This window comes from Pseudomonas sp. 910_23 (assembly GCF_052850795.1).
The window spans coordinates 41,970-59,001 of record NZ_VXCZ01000008.1 but is presented as its reverse complement, the minus strand read 5'-3'; the positions used below and the strand labels follow the sequence as shown (position 1 = coordinate 59,001).

The following is a 17,032-nucleotide window of genomic DNA, read 5'->3' as shown; positions in this document are numbered from 1 at the left end:
AGTAGAGAAGTCCAATGAACAGGTTTTTAATATTCGTTTATCGTCTAAATAAATCGATATTTATTCTTTTTAAATAATCTCAAACCCATGCACAGTGGGCTCCATAAGCACTCATCAGGAGCCACACCATGAGCCTAAGACTGGGCGACATCGCCCCCGACTTCGAACAGGATTCCAGCGCCGGCAAGATTCGCTTCCACGAATGGCTGGGCGACAGCTGGGGTGTGTTGTTTTCCCACCCGGCAGACTTCACTCCGGTGTGCACCACCGAGCTGGGCTTCACCGCCAAGCTCAAGGACGAATTCGCAAAACGTGGCGTCAAGGCCATCGCCCTATCGGTAGACCCGGTGGACTCGCATCACAAGTGGATCGAAGACATCAATGAGACCCAGAACACCGTGGTCAACTTCCCGATCCTGGCCGACGCCGACCGCAAGGTCTCGGACCTCTACGACCTGATCCACCCCAACGCCAGTGACACCCTCACCGTGCGCTCTTTGTTCGTGATCGACCCGAACAAGAAGATCCGTCTGACCATCACCTACCCAGCCAGCACCGGGCGCAACTTCCATGAAATCCTGCGGGTGATCGACTCGCTGCAACTGACCGACAACCACAAGGTCGCCACGCCCGCCAACTGGCAGGATGGGGATGAGGTGGTGATCGTGCCGTCGCTCAAGGACGAGGAAGAGATCAAGAAGCGCTTTCCAAAGGGCTACCGCGCCGTGAAGCCCTATCTGCGCCTCACCCCACAACCCAATCGTTAAGGCGGATATCGCCATCGCGGGCAAGCCCGGCTCCCACAGTTGACCGCATTCCCCTGTGGGAGCCGGGCTTGCCCGCGATGGCGGCCTCATGAGCAGCAAAGGCATCAAGTTGCAAACCGTCTCACACAGCAGGGGTTTTCAGGCCGTTTCGACGGCCTTTTTTTTCGCCTGGCGATTGGTTAAGCGCTTATGTATTTATGGAATAAACAAATGAATAAATAAGATTTATAGATATATAAATCTGCTGATAAGGTCTATCCCATCTTGGCGCCATCGCCGCACAGCGAACCGCCGACACTTGCTCAAGGAATTTCCTACATGCTGGTCGTAACACTTGGAGGCAGTCCCAGCCAGCGTTCGCGCTCCGGGGTGTTGCTGGATAAAACCCGTCAATGGCTGCAACAGCAGGGCGTAGAGGTGGTGAGTTACCAGATACGCGACTTCCCGGCTGAAGACTTGCTGCACGCACGGTTCGACAGCCCCAAGGTCATCGACCTGTTGCAACAGGTGGCCAATGCCGACGGCCTGGTGATCGCCACGCCGGTGTACAAGGCATCGTTCTCCGGTGCGCTGAAAACCGTGCTGGACCTGCTGCCCGAACGTGCCTTGGCCCATAAGGTGGTATTGCCGATGGCTACCGGCGGCAGCATCGCCCACATGCTGGCGGTGGACTACGCCCTGAAGCCGGTGCTGTCGGCTCTCAAAGCCCAGGAATTGCTCCACGGCATTTTCGCCGAAGACAGTCAGATCGCTTACGGCGAAGGCAGTGTTCAGGCGCAGTTGGTGCCAGTGCTTGAGAAACGTTTGCACGAAGCCCTGGAGCAGCTCTATAGCGCCATGGCGCGTCGCCCGAAACCGCTGGATCCGGACGTGTTGAATGAACGTTTGTTGAGTGCTCGCTGGAGCATCTGAGCCTTACCCCCGAATCGAGAAACACTCACCTTACTCAGCCGCCAACGGCCAAGCAGGTGCAGCCAAAACCCTAATCGCAACTGTGGAGAGAGCGCCATGCGCACTGTCATCTTGCGTCGTGGTCTGGTCGCACTGTTTGCTGCGGCTGTGTCCTTCGGCGCCATTGTTCAAGCCCAAGCCGCCGAGACCCTGCGGATCGGTTATCAGAAGTACGGCACCCTGGTGCTGCTCAAGGCCAAGGGCACGCTGGAAAAACGCCTGGCCGCCCAAGGCGTGCAGGTGCAGTGGACCGAGTTTCCCGGCGGCCCGCAGTTGCTTGAGGGCCTGAATGTCGGCTCCATCGACTTTGGCGTCACCGGTGAAACGCCACCGGTGTTTGCTCAGGCGGCCGGCGCCGACTTGCTTTACGTCGCCTACGAACCGCCTGCGCCTACCAGTGAAGCGATCCTGGTGCCCAAAGACTCACCGATCAAATCGGTCGCCGAGCTCAAAGGCAAAAAGGTTGTGCTCAACAAAGGCTCCAACGTGCATTACCTGCTGGTGCGAGCCCTGGAAGATGCCGGCCTCAACTACACCGACGTGAAAACCGTATTCCTGCCACCTGCCGATGCCCGTGCCGCCTTCGAGCGCGGCAGTGTGGATGCCTGGGTGATCTGGGACCCGTACCAGGCCGCCGCCGAGAAACAACTGCAAGCCCGTACCCTGCGTGACGGCACCGGCATTGCCGACAACCATCAGTTCTACCTGGCCACCAAACCCTACGCCGAGCAACACCCTGAAGTGATCAGGGCGCTGGTGGAAGAAGTGCGCGCGGTGGGCGAGTGGTCCAAGGCCAACCCGCAGGAAGTCACCGAACAAGTCGCACCGCTGCTGGGCCTGCCCGCCGACATCACCCTGACCTCGGTGAAACGCCAGGGCTACGGTGCGCTGTTCCTGACCCCGGAAGTGGTCGCGGCCCAGCAGAAAATCGCCGACAGCTTCTACCAGCTCAAACTGATCCCCAAGCCCTTGAGCATCAAGGACGTGATCTGGACGCCACCCGCCGCGGTTGCCAAAGCGCCGTAATCCGATTCCTTCAGGAGACAACTCCATGAGCCTCAATATTTTCTGGTTCTTGCCTACCCACGGCGACGGCCATTACCTTGGCACCGCCGAAGGCGCCCGCGCCGTCGATCACGGTTATTTGCAACAAGTGGCCCAGGCCGCTGACCGCCTGGGTTTCGGCGGGGTGTTGATCCCTACCGGTCGCTCCTGCGAAGACTCGTGGCTGGTGGCTGCCTCGCTGATTCCAGTGACCCAGCGTTTGAAATTCCTGGTTGCTCTGCGCCCCGGGATCATTTCCCCGACGGTGGCCGCACGCCAGGCCGCCACCCTGGACCGGTTGTCCGGTGGTCGTGCGTTATTCAACCTGGTAACTGGCGGTGACCCGGAAGAGTTGGCTGGCGATGGCTTGTTCCTCAGCCACGAAGAACGCTATCAGGCATCGGTGGAGTTCACGCGCATCTGGCGCCGCGTGCTCGAAGGCGAAACCGTGGACTACGACGGCGAGCACATCAGCGTCAAAGGCGCCAAGCTGCTCTACCCACCAGTCCAGCAACCGCGCCCGCCGCTGTACTTCGGCGGTTCCTCCGAAGCGGCCCAGGACCTGGCGGCCGAGCAGGTGGAAATGGTCCTGACCTGGGGCGAGCCGCCGGCTGCTGTCGCGGAAAAAATCGCCCAGGTTCGCGCCAAGGCCGAGAAACTCGGGCGTACCCTGCGCTTCGGCATTCGCCTGCATGTGATTGTGCGCGAGACCAACGAAGAGGCCTGGAAAGCCGCCGACAAACTCATCTCCCATCTGGACGACGACACCATTGCCCGCGCCCAGGCGTCGCTGGCGCGTTTCGATTCGGTCGGTCAGCAACGCATGGCCGCTTTGCATGGCGGCAGCCGTGACAACCTGGAGGTCAGCCCCAACCTGTGGGCCGGCGTCGGCCTGGTGCGTGGCGGGGCAGGCACGGCGCTGGTCGGCGATGGCCCAGCGGTTGCGGCGCGGGTCAAGGAATACGCGGACCTGGGTATCGACACCTTTATCTTCTCCGGTTATCCACACCTGGAAGAGTCGTATCGGGTCGCCGAACTGTTGTTTCCGCATCTGGATATCGAACGTCCCGAGTTGCCGAAAAGCGCCGGTTACGTCAGCCCGTTTGGCGAGATGGTCGCCAACGACATCCTTCCCAAAGCTGCGTCACAGAGTTGAGGCGCCGTTATGGACTTTGAAAAATTCAGCCATCGCGTGGCGCCCTGGGTGCTGCCGATCTTGTTGCTGGCGGTGTGGCAGTTGTCGGTGTCGGCGGGGTGGTTGTCGACGCGCATCCTGCCAGCGCCGAGTGCGGTGATCGAAGCCGGAGTCAACCTGGTGGTCAGCGGCGAAATCTGGACACACCTGGCCATCAGTGGCTGGCGTGCCGGCCTGGGCTTTGTGATCGGCGGCAGCATTGGTTTGGCCCTGGGCTTTATCACCGGGTTGTCGAAGTGGGGCGAGCGCTTGCTGGACAGCTCTGTGCAGATGATTCGTAACGTGCCGCACCTGGCGCTGATTCCACTGGTGATCCTGTGGTTCGGCATTGACGAGACCGCGAAGATTTTCCTGGTGGCCCTGGGCACGTTGTTCCCGATCTACCTGAACACCTATCACGGTATCCGCAACGTCGACCCGGCGCTGGTGGAAATGTCGCGCAGCTATGGCCTGTCGGGGTTCAGCCTGTTCTGGCAAGTCATCCTGCCTGGCGCGCTGCCGTCGATCCTGGTGGGCGTGCGCTTTGCCCTGGGCTTTATGTGGCTGACGCTGATCGTGGCGGAAACCATCTCGGCCAGTTCCGGCATCGGTTACCTGGCGATGAATGCCCGTGAGTTCCTGCAAACCGATGTGGTGGTGCTGGCCATCGTGATGTACGCGATCCTCGGCAAACTCGCCGACCTGGCGGCGCGTGGCCTGGAACGGGTATGGCTGCGCTGGCACCCGGCGTATCAAGTCAAAGGAGGTGCGGCATGACAGCTCAACAACCCCCGCGCCTGCTCAAGGGCATTCCCCTGGCGGTGCGCAAGTTGCGCAAATCCTTCGGCACTCGCGAAGTGCTCAAGGACATCGACCTGCATATTCCGGCCGGTCAATTCGTGGCCGTGGTAGGTCGCAGCGGCTGCGGCAAGAGTACCTTGTTGCGCCTGCTGGCGGGGCTGGACAAGGCCAGTGGCGGCGAGCTGCTGGCCGGCTCCGCGCCGCTGCACGAGGCGATTGAAGACACACGATTGATGTTCCAGGAAGCGCGTTTGCTGCCGTGGAAAAAGATCATCGACAACGTCGGCCTCGGCCTTTCGGGCAACTGGCGCCCCAGGGCGCTGGAGGCCCTGGAAGCGGTGGGCCTGGCCGAGCGCGCCAATGAATGGCCGGCGGCCTTGTCCGGTGGCCAGAAGCAGCGTGTGGCGTTGGCCCGTGCGCTGATTCACCAGCCGCGGCTGTTGCTGCTCGACGAGCCGCTGGGGGCGCTGGATGCCCTGACTCGCATCGAGATGCAGCAACTGATCGAGAACCTCTGGCGCAAGCACGGTTTCACTGTGTTGCTGGTGACCCACGATGTCAGCGAAGCCGTGGCGATTGCCGACCGGGTGATTCTGATCGAAGACGGCGAAATCGGTCTCGACCTCGCCGTCGACCTGCCACGCCCACGGGCCCGTGGTTCACACCGCCTGGCCGCGTTGGAGGCCGAGGTGCTCAACCGCGTGCTGTCGCTGCCCGGTTCACCGCCGGAACCCGAACCTGTTTCACCGCTGCCGACGCAATTGCGTTGGGCTCAATAACCCACACAGGAAAAACATCATGACTATTAAAGCCATCAACGTGCGTAACCAGTTCAAAGGCACCATCAAGGAAATCGTGGTCGGTGACGTACTGTCGGAAATCGATGTACAGACTGCCTCGGGCATCGTCACTTCGGTGATTACCACTCGCTCGGTGAAAGAGCTGGAGCTGGTGATTGGCAGTGAAGTGATTGCCTTTGTGAAATCGACTGAGGTGTCGATTGCAAAATTGTGATTCGCGTCGCTCTTGAGCTCGCTATCGCAGGCAAGCCAGCTCCCACATTTGAATGTATTCACAGATCAAAAATGTGGGAGCTGGCTTGCCTGCGATGAGGCCCGTTTGGACAAATATGCGGGTAAGTAGAGCCCCACATAGGCATCAAACACCCGCATTCCTTCCTCAGCCATACGCGGCGTAATCAGCCCATGCTGATGCACTGAGCGCGCATACACGCGGTCGCTCAGCTCCAGCGCCAGGGCAAATACATCTACGTCCTTGGGCAAGCTCGGCACTTCGAAGTGGCGGTTGAACACCTCCAGCATCAAGTCCCCCAACTCCAGGTCATGCTGACGATCGGCCTGGGTGACTTCGGTCAGCCCGTGTTGGGCCAGGATCAACTGGCGTGCAGCGGCGTCCTGGTCATAAACGGTGAGCATGCGTTGTTCAACGATGCAGGACAGGTCGCGCCAATGCCTGAGTGACTCATGCTCGATAGGCGCCTGGATGGCGGCGCGGAAAGCGGCGTGTACGTCAGAAGTCAACGCCTCCAGCAACGCCGGCACACTGGCGAAGAAGTGATACACCGACGACGGTGGAATCTGCGCCCGGTCGGCCACGCTGTAGATCGACAAACTCGCCACGCCTTCGGTGGCCAGCAAGGTGCGGGCGGCGTCGAGGATCGCGTCGATCCGCGCCTGGCTGCGGGCGCGGGGTTTGCGAGGCGTGGCGGGGCGGGTGGGCATGGAAGTCTCCTACAAGGCAGCGGGCATTGTATGAGCAGGGAGGTGTGTTGTCTTCCAGACCGCCATCGGGAGCAAGCCCCCTCCCACAGTTGACCCCATTCCAAGTGTGGAACTCGGTCAGTGTGGGAGGGGGCTTGCCCCCGATGAGGTCGACTCGGTCTCCCAGGATAAACCCATAAAAAAACGCCACAGCCCAAAGGCCTGTAGCGTTTTTTCACAGCTGCAACCACTTACACGGTATGCAGGTACCAGTTGTACTCAAGGTCGGAGATGGAGTGTTCAAACTCTTCCAGCTCACTTTCCTTACAGGCAACAAAGATATCGATGTATTTAGGATCGATGTACTTGGCCATCACCTCGCTGTCGTCCAACTCGCGCAGGGCATCGCGCAGGTTGTTCGGCAGGCTTTGCTCGTTCTGCTCGTAGCTGTTGCCTTCCACCGGAGCGCCCGGTTCGATCTTGTTGGTCAGACCGTGGTGTACACCCGCCAGGACCGAAGCCATCAGCAGATAAGGGTTGGCATCGGCACCGGCCACGCGGTGTTCGATACGCACGGCATCGGAAGAGCCGGTGGGTACGCGAATCGCTACGGTGCGGTTGTCCAGGCCCCAGCACGGCGAGTTCGGCACATAGAACTGTGCGCCGAAACGACGGTAGGAGTTGACGTTGGGGCACAGGAACGCCATTTGGGCGGGCAGGGTCTCCAGCACACCGCCGATCGCGTGACGCAATGCGGCGTTCTGCTCGGGATCCTCGCTGGCAAAGATGTTCTTGCCGTCCTTGTCCAGAATGGAGATGTGTACGTGCAACCCGTTGCCTGCCTGGCCTGGGTAAGGCTTGGCCATGAAGGTGGTGTCCATCTCATGGTCGTAGGCGATGTTCTTGATCAGGCGCTTGAGCAGTACTGCGTAGTCGCAGGCCTTGATCGGGTCGGCCACGTGGTGCAGGTTCACTTCGAACTGCGCCGGGGCACTTTCCTTGACGATGGCATCGGCCGGAATGCCTTGCTCCTTGGCACCTTCCAGAATGTCCTGGAGGCAGTCGACGTATTCGTCGAGGTCGTCGATCAGGTACACCTGTGTCGAGTGCGGGCGTTTGCCGGAGATCGGCGAGCGGGGCGGTTGTGGGCGGCCGTTCACGTTCTCCTGGTCGATCAGGTAGAACTCAAGCTCGAAGGCGGCGCAGATGGTCAGACCGAGGTCGTCAAACTTGCTTACAACTTGGCGGAGCACTTCGCGCGGGTCGGCGAAGAAAGGTTCACCTTCAAGTTCGTGCATGGTCATCAGCAATTGCGCGGTAGGGCGCTTTTGCCAGGGTTCATTGCACAGGGTGTCGGGGATTGGATAACAGATTCGGTCAGCATCACCGATGTCCAGGCCCAGGCCGGTGCTTTCCACCGTCGAGCCATTGATATCCAGGGCAAATAAAGAGGCAGGCAGGTTAATGCCCTTCTCGTAAACCTTGTGGAGGCTGGTGCGTTCGATGCGCTTGCCGCGCACCACACCATTCATATCCGCAATTAGAAGGTCTACGTACAGAACCTCAGGATGATCCTTAAGGAACGCGTTCGCTTCGTTAAGCTGAACGGCACGCGGGGGTACCGACATGATGCAACACCTTTGTTGTTAAAAATATCAATCATTGATCTTTTCTGGTTTCAGTCAACCCGAACGGCTTGCCGAAGTCAAGCGAGGCATTTTTTGCCCTAAAAAAGCGCCATGAAGCCTTTTTTGGGGCTTTTTGGGGCGGTTTTTTGGGTTTAAAGGTCTTTGGACCTGCAGGCTTGAGCGGGCCGTGTTGTATTTTTTACGGGGGTGTTGTGTAAAAAAATGAACAAGGCTAAGCTCGATTCAAACCCATAACAGCAATAATACCGGGGTGCTTCATGTTTCACCTGCCGCCATTCGGCGTCTCTGCGTGCTTGCGCCACACATTGTGCGCAGTCCGTTCGTCCCGCGTGAATGCTCACGCACCGGCCAATATTCTTGACGGCCCGTCCGACCTCCTCTTTGCCAACGCCTGCGCCACCCACCCGCCCATATTCGCCGTGCCGATCATGATTCTGCACAACTTTGGCGTGAGGAATGCAACCCTTGGGCAAATGGCAGGTAAGCTCCTACCCTGAATGAACAAACGACGCGGATGCTGCGTCAACCAACGCCTGGCTTTTAACGGATGCCAGGAAACCCAGCCCAGAGGCATTTATGAGTAACAACCTCGACCAGCTCACCGATTGGTTGAAAGACCACAAGATCACAGAAGTCGAATGCATGATTGGCGACCTCACCGGTATTACCCGGGGCAAGATCTCGCCGACCAACAAGTTCATCGCCGAAAAAGGCATGCGCCTGCCCGAAAGCGTTCTGTTGCAGACCGTGACCGGCGACTATGTCGAAGACGACATCTATTACGAATTGCTCGACCCGGCCGACATCGACATGATCTGCCGCCCCGACCAGAACGCGGTATTCCTGGTGCCCTGGGCCATCGAGCCCACTGCCCAGGTGATCCACGACACCTACGACAAGCAAGGCAACCCGATCGAGCTGTCGCCGCGCAACGTGCTCAAGAAAGTCCTCAAACTCTACTCCGACCGCGGCTGGCAGCCCATCGTGGCGCCGGAGATGGAGTTCTACCTGACCAAGCGTTGCGAAGACCCGGACTTTCCGCTGCAACCGCCGATTGGCCGTTCCGGGCGCCCGGAGACTGGCCGCCAGTCTTTCTCTATAGAAGCAGCCAACGAATTCGACCCGCTGTTCGAAGACGTCTACGACTGGTGCGAGCTGCAGGAGCTGGACCTCGACACTCTGATCCACGAAGACGGCACCGCGCAGATGGAAATCAACTTCCGTCACGGCGATGCCCTGTCCCTGGCCGACCAGATCCTGGTGTTCAAGCGCACCATGCGTGAAGCCGCGCTCAAGCACGACGTGGCTGCCACCTTTATGGCCAAGCCGATGACCGGCGAGCCCGGCAGCGCGATGCACCTGCACCAGAGCATCATCGACATCGCCACCGGCAAGAACGTCTTCTCCAATGAAGACGGGACCATGAGCCAGCTGTTTCTCAACCACATTGGTGGCCTGCAGAAGTTCATCCCTGAGTTGCTGCCGCTGTTCGCCCCGAACGTGAACTCGTTCCGCCGCTTCCTGCCCGACACCTCGGCGCCGGTGAACGTGGAGTGGGGCGAAGAGAACCGCACCGTCGGCCTGCGCGTTCCAGATGCCGGCCCACAGAACCGCCGCGTGGAGAACCGCCTGCCGGGCGCCGATGCCAACCCCTACCTGGCGATTGCCGCCAGCCTGCTGTGCGGCTACATCGGCATGGTCGAAGGCCACAACCCGAGCGCGCCAGTAGTCGGCCGTGGTTACGAGCGCCGCAATCTGCGTCTGCCGTTGACCATCGAAGATGCCCTTGAGCGTATGGAAAACAGCAAGACCATCGAGAAATACCTGGGGCAAAAGTTCATCACAGGCTACGTCGCGGTCAAGCGGGCCGAGCATGAAAACTTCAAGCGCGTGATCAGTTCGTGGGAGCGGGAATTCCTGCTCTTCGCCGTCTGATGCGCCGGGCGCGTCGTAGGAAAGACGCGCCTTCACCTGAAAAGTCTAGGAGATTGGTATGTCCAGCAACAACCCGCAAACCCGTGAATGGCAAGCCTTGAGCAATGATCACCACCTGGCGCCGTTCAGCGATTTCAAGCAATTGAAAGAGAAAGGCCCAAGGATCATCACCAAAGCCCACGGTGTTTACCTGTGGGACAGCGAAGGCAACAAGATCCTCGACGGCATGGCCGGCCTGTGGTGCGTGGCGATTGGCTATGGTCGCGACGAACTGGCTGACGCCGCCGCCAAACAGATGAAAGAGCTGCCGTACTACAACCTGTTCTTCCAGACCGCACACCCGCCGGTGCTTGAACTGGCCAAAGTCATTTCCGAAGTCGCGCCCGCCGGCATGAACCATGTGTTCTTCACCGGCTCCGGCTCCGAAGGCAACGACACCATGTTGCGCATGGTCCGCCACTACTGGGCGATCAAGGGCCAGCCGAACAAGAAAACCATCATTGCCCGCAAGAACGGCTACCACGGTTCCACCGTGGCCGGCGCCAGCCTGGGTGGCATGACTTATATGCATGAGCAGGGCGACCTGCCTATCCCGGGCATCACCCACATCGCTCAACCCTACTGGTTTGGCGAAGGCGGCGACATGAGCCCTGAAGAATTCGGGATCTGGGCCGCCAACCAGCTGGAAGAGAAGATTCTGGAGTTGGGCGTGGACAACGTCGGCGCCTTTATCGCCGAGCCGATCCAGGGAGCCGGTGGCGTGATCGTGCCACCCGCCACCTACTGGCCGCGCATCAAGGAAATTCTCGCCAAGTACGACATCCTGTTTGTCGCCGACGAAGTGATCTGCGGTTTCGGCCGTACCGGTGAGTGGTTCGGTAGCGATTTCTACGACCTCAAGCCACACATGATGACCATCGCCAAGGGCCTGACCTCAGGCTACGTGCCCATGGGCGGCCTGATCGTGCGCGACGAAGTGGTGGCGGTGCTCAACGAAGGGGGCGATTTCAACCACGGTTTTACCTACTCCGGCCACCCGGTCGCAGCGGCCGTGGCCCTGGAAAACATCCGTATCCTGCGCGATGAAAAAATCGTCAGCCGTGTACACGACGAAACGGCACCGTATTTGCAGAAACGTCTGAGGGAGCTGGCTGACCACCCGCTGGTGGGCGAAGTGCGCGGCGTGGGTATGCTCGGTGCGATCGAGCTGGTGCAGGACAAGGCCACGCGCAAGCGTCATGAAGGCAAGGGCGCCGGCATGATCTGCCGAACCTTCTGCTTCGAGAATGGCCTGATCATGCGCGCCGTGGGCGACACCATGATCATTTCACCGCCGCTGGTGATCAGCCAGGCAGAAATCGACGAGCTGGTGACCAAGGCCCGTCATTGCCTGGACCTGACGTTGGCGGCATTGCAGGGCTGAGTAGATAAATGCGGGGGCCGGTTGAAAGCGGGCCCCTGAACTTGCCAGACTGTCGTCCTGTTTTGTTGCCCTTTGGCTGGGCCCGAAACATAAACAATGTGCGGCCCAAAAAAGAAAAATCGGAGCATCACCCAATGAAGGCATTAGGTTTGAAAAACGCTGGCAAGACCCTCCTCGCCTTGTCCCTGATGGGCGCAATGGCGGGCGCGGCCCAGGCAGACAATAAAGTGCTGCACGTGTACAACTGGTCTGACTACATTGCACCGGACACCATCGCCAACTTTGAAAAAGAGTCGGGCATCAAGGTGGTGTACGACGTGTTCGACAGCAACGAGACCCTGGAAGCCAAGTTGCTGGCAGGCAAGTCCGGCTACGACATCGTTGTGCCGTCGAACAACTTCCTGGCCAAGCAGATCAAGGCCGGCGTGTACCAGGAGTTGGACACGTCCAAGCTGCCTAACTACAGCAACCTGAACAAATCCCTGCTCAAGGCCGTGTCGGTCAGCGACCCGGACAACAAGCACGCGTTCCCGTACATGTGGGGTTCGATCGGCATCGGTTACAACCCGGAGAAGGTCAAGGCCGCGCTGGGCGTGGACAAGATCGATTCGTGGGATGTGCTGATGAAGCCGGAAAACATCGCCAAGCTGAAAAGCTGCGGCGTGAGCTTCCTCGACTCGCCAACCGAAATGCTGCCAATCGCGCTGCATTACCTGGGCCTGCCGACCGACAGCCAGAAGAAAGCCGATCTCAAGCAGGCTGAAGACCTGTTCTTGAAGATCCGTCCTTCGATCGGTTACTTCCACTCGTCCAAGTACATTTCCGACCTCGCCAACGGCAACATCTGCGTGGCCGTGGGTTACTCGGGTGACATCCAGCAAGCCAAGTCCCGGGCGGCTGAAGCCGGTGGCAAAGTCAAAGTGGCCTACGACATTCCGAAAGAAGGCGCCGGCAGCTTCTTCGACATGGTCGCTATCCCCAAGGATGCCGAAAACGTCGAGGCCGCCTACACCTTCATGAATTACCTGCTCAAGCCGGAAGTGATGGCGAGCATCACCAACAGCGTGCGTTTCCCGAACGGTAACGAGAAGGCCACTGCACTGGTAGACAAAGACATCACCAGCGACCCGGGCATCTACCCGTCGGCGGACGTGCAGGCCAAGCTCTACGCGATTGCCGACTTGCCGGCCGCGACCCAGCGTGAAATGACCCGTAGCTGGACCAAGATCAAGTCGGGCAAGTAAGCCCTGGCAGCTGTGGGAGGGGAGTAAGCCCCTCTCCCACAAATTAGATCAAAGAAAGTTTTGCCGGATCGGTTTATCGAGGGTAAGTTGCGCGCCGGTTTTGTTGCCGGGCAACAACTTTGGGCCCAACTATTTAAGAGGACCTCCACTTGCCAATTTCTTTATTTCGCAAAGCCTTGCTGGTGGGTGCAGGTATCACGCTGGCTGTCAGCGTGCAGGCCGCATCGACGGTGCATGTTTATAACTGGTCGGACTACATCGGCCCCGACACCCTGGCCAACTTTGAAAAGGCCACCGGCATCAAGCCCGTGTATGACGTGTTTGATTCCAACGAAACCCTGGAAGGCAAGTTGCTCGCCGGGCGTACCGGCTATGACGTGGTCGTGCCGTCCAACCATTTCCTCGGCAAGCAGATCAAGGCCGGGGCGTTCCAGAAGCTCGACAAGTCACTGCTGACAAACTACGCCAACCTCGACCCGGCCCTGCTCAAGCGCTTGGAAAAGAACGACCCGGGCAACCAGTACGCGGTGCCGTACCTGTGGGGCACCAATGGCATTGGCTACAACGTCGATAAGGTCAAGGAAGTGCTGGGCGTCGACCATATCGATTCCTGGGCGGTGTTGTTCGAACCGGAAAACATGAAGAAGCTCGCCACCTGCGGTGTGTCGTTCATGGATTCGGCCGATGAAATGCTGCCGGCAGTGCTCAACTACATGGGCCTGGACCCTAACAGCACCAACCCGGCCGACTACAAGAAGGCCGAAGAGAAGCTGCTCAAAGTGCGGCCCTACGTGACTTACTTCCACTCCTCCAAATACATCTCGGACCTGGCCAACGGCAATATCTGCGTGGCTGCCGGTTTCTCCGGTGATGTGTTCCAGGCCAAGGCCCGCGCGGCCGAGGCGGGCAAGGGCGTGAACATCGCTTACGCAATTCCCAAGGAAGGCGGCAACCTCTGGTTTGACGTACTGGCGATCCCCAAGGATGCGAGCAACGTTAAAGAGGCTCATGCCTTCATCAACTATTTGCTGCAACCTGAGGTGATCGCCCAGGTCAGTGATTACGTCGGTTACGCCAACCCTAACCCCGGGGCGGACAAGCTGATGGAACAATCGATACGCACCGACGCAGCGGTTTACCCACCGCAGGCGGTTCTCGAGCGGACATTCGTCAACTTCGAGCTACCCCCGAAAGTGCAGCGTTTAATGACCCGTAGCTGGACCAGGGTCAAGACGGGCAAGTAAGGCTCAAACTATCCAAGGCTGGCCCGTATTGGGCGAGCTGCACTCTTTTTTTGGGAGTTTCGTAAATGGCAGTTGCCTCCGGCGCCTATAAGAAAGCCCTCGAGGGCGACCAGACACCGAAAAAGGTGCTGGTCAAAATCGACCGGGTCACGAAGAAGTTCGACGAGACGATTGCGGTGGACGATGTGTCCCTGGAAATCAAGAAAGGCGAGATCTTCGCCTTGCTCGGCGGTTCGGGTTCAGGCAAGTCCACCTTGCTGCGTATGCTCGCAGGTTTCGAGCGCCCAACCGAAGGCCGCATCTACCTGGACGGCGTGGACATTACCGACATGCCGCCCTACGAGCGGCCGATCAACATGATGTTCCAGTCCTATGCGCTGTTCCCGCACATGACCGTGGCGCAGAACATCGCGTTCGGCCTGCAGCAGGACAAGATCCCCAAGGCCGAAGTCGACGCCCGCGTGGCCGAGATGCTCAAGCTGGTGCAGATGAGCCAATACGCCAAGCGCAAGCCGCACCAGCTGTCCGGCGGCCAGCGCCAGCGTGTAGCCCTGGCCCGTTCCCTGGCCAAGCGCCCCAAACTCTTGCTGCTCGATGAGCCAATGGGCGCCCTGGACAAGAAGCTGCGCTCGCAGATGCAGCTGGAGCTTGTAGAGATCATCGAGCGCGTCGGGGTGACGTGCGTGATGGTGACTCACGACCAGGAAGAGGCCATGACCATGGCCGAGCGTATTGCGATCATGCACCTGGGCTGGATCGCCCAGATCGGCAGCCCGATCGACATCTACGAAACCCCAACCAGCCGCCTGGTGTGCGAGTTCATCGGCAACGTGAACATCTTCGACACCCAGGTGGTGGACGACGCCGAAGGCCATGCGGTGCTCAAGTGCCCGGACCTGGATCGCGACATTTACGTGGGCTACGGCATCGCTACTTCGGTGGAAGACAAGTCGGTGACCTACGCGATTCGCCCGGAAAAACTGCTGGTCACCACCGAAATGCCAACCTGCGAGCACAACTGGTCCAGCGGCAAGGTGCACGATATCGCCTACCTGGGCGGCCACTCGGTGTTCTACGTGGAGTTGCCGAGTGGCAAGCTGGTGCAGTCCTTCGTCGCCAACGCCGAACGCCGTGGCCAGCGCCCAACCTGGGGTGATCAGGTTTACGTGTGGTGGGAAGACGACAGCGGCGTGGTACTTCGCTCATGAACATGAAGAAATTCAAGCGGCGCTTGGATCGCATAATCCCCAATGGCAAGCAGGTGGTCATCGGGATTCCATTCCTCTGGCTGTTTCTGTTTTTCGCACTGCCGTTTTTCATCGTATTGAAAATCAGCTTTGCCGAAGCCGACGTGGCGATCCCGCCCTATACCGAGATCTACACCTACGTTGAGCAAAAGCTGCAAGTGGTGCTGAACCTGGCCAACTACAGCCTGTTGGCGGGCGACGAGTTGTACATCGCCGCCTACCTGGGCTCGTTGAAGATGGCGTTCTTCAGCACGCTGCTGTGCCTGCTGATCGGCTACCCGATGGCCTACGCCATCGCCACCGCGCGCAAAGAGATGCAGACCGTGCTGGTGCTGCTGATCATGATGCCGACCTGGACCGCGATCCTGATCCGCGTGTATGCGTGGATGGGCATCCTCAGCAACAACGGTTTGCTCAACGGCTTCCTGATGTCCATGGGGCTGATCAGTGAACCGTTGCAGATCCTCAACACCAACATCGCGGTGTATATCGGCGTGGTCTACTCGTACCTGCCGTTCATGATCCTGCCGCTGTACGCAAATCTGGTCAAACACGACCAGAGCCTGCTCGAAGCCGCCTCCGACCTCGGTTCGAGCACCTTCAACAGCTTCTGGAAAATCACCGTGCCGCTGTCCAAGAACGGCATCATCGCCGGCTGCATGTTGGTGTTTATCCCTGTGGTGGGCGAGTTCGTGATCCCTGAACTGCTCGGCGGCCCGGAAACCCTGATGATCGGTAAAGTGTTGTGGCAGGAATTCTTCAACAACCGTGACTGGCCGGTGGCTTCTGCCTTGGCCGTGGTGATGCTGGCGATCCTGATCGTGCCGATCATTCTGTTCAACCGCAGCCAGGCCAAAGAGCTGGAGGGCAAGATATGAAGCGCTTTCGTTTCTCCAGCTTCATGCTGGTCGCAGGCTTGTTGTTTATCTACCTGCCGATGTTGATCCTGGTGATCTACTCGTTCAACGAATCCAAGCTGGTGACGGTGTGGGGCGGTTGGTCGATCAAGTGGTACGTGGGCCTGCTGGACAACACCCAGTTGATGGGCTCGGTGGCCCGTTCCCTGGAAATCGCCTGCTACACGGCGGTGGCCGCGGTGGCGCTGGGCACCTTGGCGGCCTTTGTGCTGACGCGGATCAGCCAGTTCAAGGGCCGTACGCTGTTCGGCGGCCTGGTGACGGCACCGCTGGTGATGCCTGAAGTGATCACCGGCCTGTCGCTGTTGCTGCTGTTCGTGGCCATGGCGCAGATGATCGGCTGGCCCCAGGAACGTGGCATCGTCACCATCTGGATCGCGCACACGACGTTCTGTGCGGCGTATGTGGCGGTAGTGGTGTCGGCGCGCTTGCGTGAGCTGGATTTGTCGATCGAAGAAGCCGCAATGGATTTGGGCGCGCGGCCGTGGAAGGTGTTTTTCCTGATCACCATCCCGATGATCGCGCCGTCCCTGGCGGCGGGCGGCATGATGTCCTTCGCGCTGTCCCTGGATGACCTGGTACTGGCCAGCTTTGTATCGGGCCCGGGTTCCACCACCTTGCCGATGGAAGTGTTCTCGGCGGTGCGCCTTGGGGTTAAACCCGAGATCAACGCGGTGGCGAGCCTGATCCTGTTGGCGGTGTCGTTGGTGACCTTCCTGGTGTGGTTCTTCAGCCGTCGGGCCGAAGAGCATCGCAAGAAGGCCATCCAGCAAGCCATCGAAGAAGCCGCGGCTGACGGCTGGCAACAGCCGGACAAGCGCCGGGCGCCAGCCCCGGTCTAACTGCCGGAACTGGGCCAAAAATGTGGGAGGGGGCTTGCCCCCGATAGCGGTGTATCAGTATCAGATTTGCTGA

16 protein-coding genes are annotated in these 17,032 nt (G+C 59.4%); 14 read left to right on the top strand and 2 right to left on the bottom strand.

What is annotated here, in order from left to right:
- The first annotated feature begins 128 nt into the window (after positions 1–128).
- The 7 genes from FW800_RS11820 (at position 129) to FW800_RS11790 (ending at position 5,751) form a co-directional block, all read left to right on the top strand.
- The gene (locus FW800_RS11820) at positions 129–767 is read left to right on the top strand and encodes a peroxiredoxin (RefSeq protein ID WP_003195267.1); all 639 of its coding nucleotides are present in this window, start codon (positions 129–131) and stop codon (positions 765–767) included.
- 318 nt (positions 768–1,085) lie between these two features.
- On the top strand, positions 1,086–1,679 hold the full coding sequence (ssuE, locus tag FW800_RS11815; RefSeq protein WP_005792364.1) for an NADPH-dependent FMN reductase: 594 nt from the start codon (positions 1,086–1,088) through the stop codon (positions 1,677–1,679).
- A gap of 96 nt (positions 1,680–1,775) precedes the next feature.
- On the top strand, positions 1,776–2,744 hold the full coding sequence (locus tag FW800_RS11810; protein ID WP_032878852.1) for a sulfonate ABC transporter substrate-binding protein: 969 nt from the start codon (positions 1,776–1,778) through the stop codon (positions 2,742–2,744).
- Positions 2,745–2,769: 25 nt separating this feature from the next.
- The gene (gene ssuD, locus FW800_RS11805) at positions 2,770–3,918 is read left to right on the top strand and encodes an FMNH2-dependent alkanesulfonate monooxygenase (protein ID WP_446437686.1); all 1,149 of its coding nucleotides are present in this window, start codon (positions 2,770–2,772) and stop codon (positions 3,916–3,918) included.
- A gap of 9 nt (positions 3,919–3,927) precedes the next feature.
- A complete protein-coding gene (gene ssuC, locus FW800_RS11800; protein ID WP_032878854.1) occupies positions 3,928–4,713 on the top strand; it encodes an aliphatic sulfonate ABC transporter permease SsuC in 786 nt (261 codons plus the stop codon).
- Complete coding sequence (gene ssuB / locus FW800_RS11795; protein WP_446437685.1) at positions 4,710–5,516, top strand: aliphatic sulfonates ABC transporter ATP-binding protein; 807 nt, start codon at positions 4,710–4,712, stop codon at positions 5,514–5,516. The genes ssuC and ssuB overlap by 4 nt, the downstream gene beginning before the upstream one ends.
- Before the next feature lie 19 nt (positions 5,517–5,535).
- On the top strand, positions 5,536–5,751 hold the full coding sequence (locus FW800_RS11790) for a TOBE domain-containing protein (protein ID WP_003176783.1): 216 nt from the start codon (positions 5,536–5,538) through the stop codon (positions 5,749–5,751).
- A 65-nt stretch (positions 5,752–5,816) separates the two neighbouring features.
- Here the strand turns inward: FW800_RS11790 and FW800_RS11785 are convergent, their stop codons facing one another.
- Positions 5,817–6,479: a TetR/AcrR family transcriptional regulator gene (locus FW800_RS11785; RefSeq protein WP_446437684.1), complete on the bottom strand. Its 663-nt coding sequence runs from the start codon at positions 6,477–6,479 to the stop codon at positions 5,817–5,819.
- Positions 6,480–6,709: 230 nt separating this feature from the next.
- Complete coding sequence (locus FW800_RS11780) at positions 6,710–8,086, bottom strand: glutamine synthetase family protein (protein ID WP_003213894.1); 1,377 nt, start codon at positions 8,084–8,086, stop codon at positions 6,710–6,712.
- Positions 8,087–8,683: 597 nt separating this feature from the next.
- On the opposite strand from FW800_RS11780, the gene FW800_RS11775 reads away from it, so the two are divergent.
- From FW800_RS11775 to FW800_RS11745, 7 genes are all read left to right on the top strand, one after another.
- Positions 8,684–10,042 (top strand): glutamine synthetase family protein, encoded by a 1,359-nt coding sequence (locus tag FW800_RS11775; RefSeq protein ID WP_003195249.1) that lies wholly within the window; start codon positions 8,684–8,686, stop codon positions 10,040–10,042.
- 58 nt (positions 10,043–10,100) lie between these two features.
- Complete coding sequence (locus FW800_RS11770) at positions 10,101–11,465, top strand: aspartate aminotransferase family protein (RefSeq protein WP_103734202.1); 1,365 nt, start codon at positions 10,101–10,103, stop codon at positions 11,463–11,465.
- Positions 11,466–11,614: 149 nt separating this feature from the next.
- Complete coding sequence (locus FW800_RS11765) at positions 11,615–12,709, top strand: polyamine ABC transporter substrate-binding protein (RefSeq protein ID WP_032803992.1); 1,095 nt, start codon at positions 11,615–11,617, stop codon at positions 12,707–12,709.
- A gap of 149 nt (positions 12,710–12,858) precedes the next feature.
- Positions 12,859–13,953, top strand: coding sequence for a polyamine ABC transporter substrate-binding protein (locus FW800_RS11760; protein WP_446437683.1), 1,095 nt, complete (start codon positions 12,859–12,861; stop codon positions 13,951–13,953).
- A 65-nt stretch (positions 13,954–14,018) separates the two neighbouring features.
- On the top strand, positions 14,019–15,161 hold the full coding sequence (locus FW800_RS11755) for an ABC transporter ATP-binding protein (protein WP_003195240.1): 1,143 nt from the start codon (positions 14,019–14,021) through the stop codon (positions 15,159–15,161).
- Positions 15,158–16,078 carry an ABC transporter permease subunit gene (locus FW800_RS11750; RefSeq protein WP_005792353.1) on the top strand — a complete coding sequence of 307 codons (921 nt, stop codon included), beginning with the start codon at positions 15,158–15,160 and terminating at the stop codon, positions 16,076–16,078. Before FW800_RS11755 ends, FW800_RS11750 begins: the two co-directional genes overlap by 4 nt.
- The gene (locus FW800_RS11745) at positions 16,075–16,959 is read left to right on the top strand and encodes an ABC transporter permease subunit (RefSeq protein ID WP_003195236.1); all 885 of its coding nucleotides are present in this window, start codon (positions 16,075–16,077) and stop codon (positions 16,957–16,959) included. The genes FW800_RS11750 and FW800_RS11745 overlap by 4 nt, the downstream gene beginning before the upstream one ends.
- The last annotated feature ends 73 nt before the right edge of the window (positions 16,960–17,032 follow it).

What these genes read in the sequence shown, in the direction of transcription:
- FW800_RS11810 (WP_032878852.1), top strand. Translation starts at nt 1,776, where the DNA reads ATGCGCACTGTCATCTTGCGTCGTGGTCTGGTCGCACTGTTTGCTGCG.
- FW800_RS11770 (WP_103734202.1), top strand. Translation starts at nt 10,101, where the DNA reads ATGTCCAGCAACAACCCGCAAACCCGTGAATGGCAAGCCTTGAGCAAT.
- ssuE (WP_005792364.1), top strand. Translation starts at nt 1,086, where the DNA reads ATGCTGGTCGTAACACTTGGAGGCAGTCCCAGCCAGCGTTCGCGCTCC.
- FW800_RS11745 (WP_003195236.1), top strand. Translation starts at nt 16,075, where the DNA reads ATGAAGCGCTTTCGTTTCTCCAGCTTCATGCTGGTCGCAGGCTTGTTG.
- ssuD (WP_446437686.1), top strand. Translation starts at nt 2,770, where the DNA reads ATGAGCCTCAATATTTTCTGGTTCTTGCCTACCCACGGCGACGGCCAT.
- FW800_RS11750 (WP_005792353.1), top strand. Translation starts at nt 15,158, where the DNA reads ATGAACATGAAGAAATTCAAGCGGCGCTTGGATCGCATAATCCCCAAT.
- FW800_RS11755 (WP_003195240.1), top strand. Translation starts at nt 14,019, where the DNA reads ATGGCAGTTGCCTCCGGCGCCTATAAGAAAGCCCTCGAGGGCGACCAG.
- FW800_RS11790 (WP_003176783.1), top strand. Translation starts at nt 5,536, where the DNA reads ATGACTATTAAAGCCATCAACGTGCGTAACCAGTTCAAAGGCACCATC.
- FW800_RS11775 (WP_003195249.1), top strand. Translation starts at nt 8,684, where the DNA reads ATGAGTAACAACCTCGACCAGCTCACCGATTGGTTGAAAGACCACAAG.
- FW800_RS11780 (WP_003213894.1), bottom strand. Translation starts at nt 8,086, where the DNA reads ATGTCGGTACCCCCGCGTGCCGTTCAGCTTAACGAAGCGAACGCGTTC.
- ssuB (WP_446437685.1), top strand. Translation starts at nt 4,710, where the DNA reads ATGACAGCTCAACAACCCCCGCGCCTGCTCAAGGGCATTCCCCTGGCG.
- FW800_RS11785 (WP_446437684.1), bottom strand. Translation starts at nt 6,479, where the DNA reads ATGCCCACCCGCCCCGCCACGCCTCGCAAACCCCGCGCCCGCAGCCAG.
- FW800_RS11820 (WP_003195267.1), top strand. Translation starts at nt 129, where the DNA reads ATGAGCCTAAGACTGGGCGACATCGCCCCCGACTTCGAACAGGATTCC.
- ssuC (WP_032878854.1), top strand. Translation starts at nt 3,928, where the DNA reads ATGGACTTTGAAAAATTCAGCCATCGCGTGGCGCCCTGGGTGCTGCCG.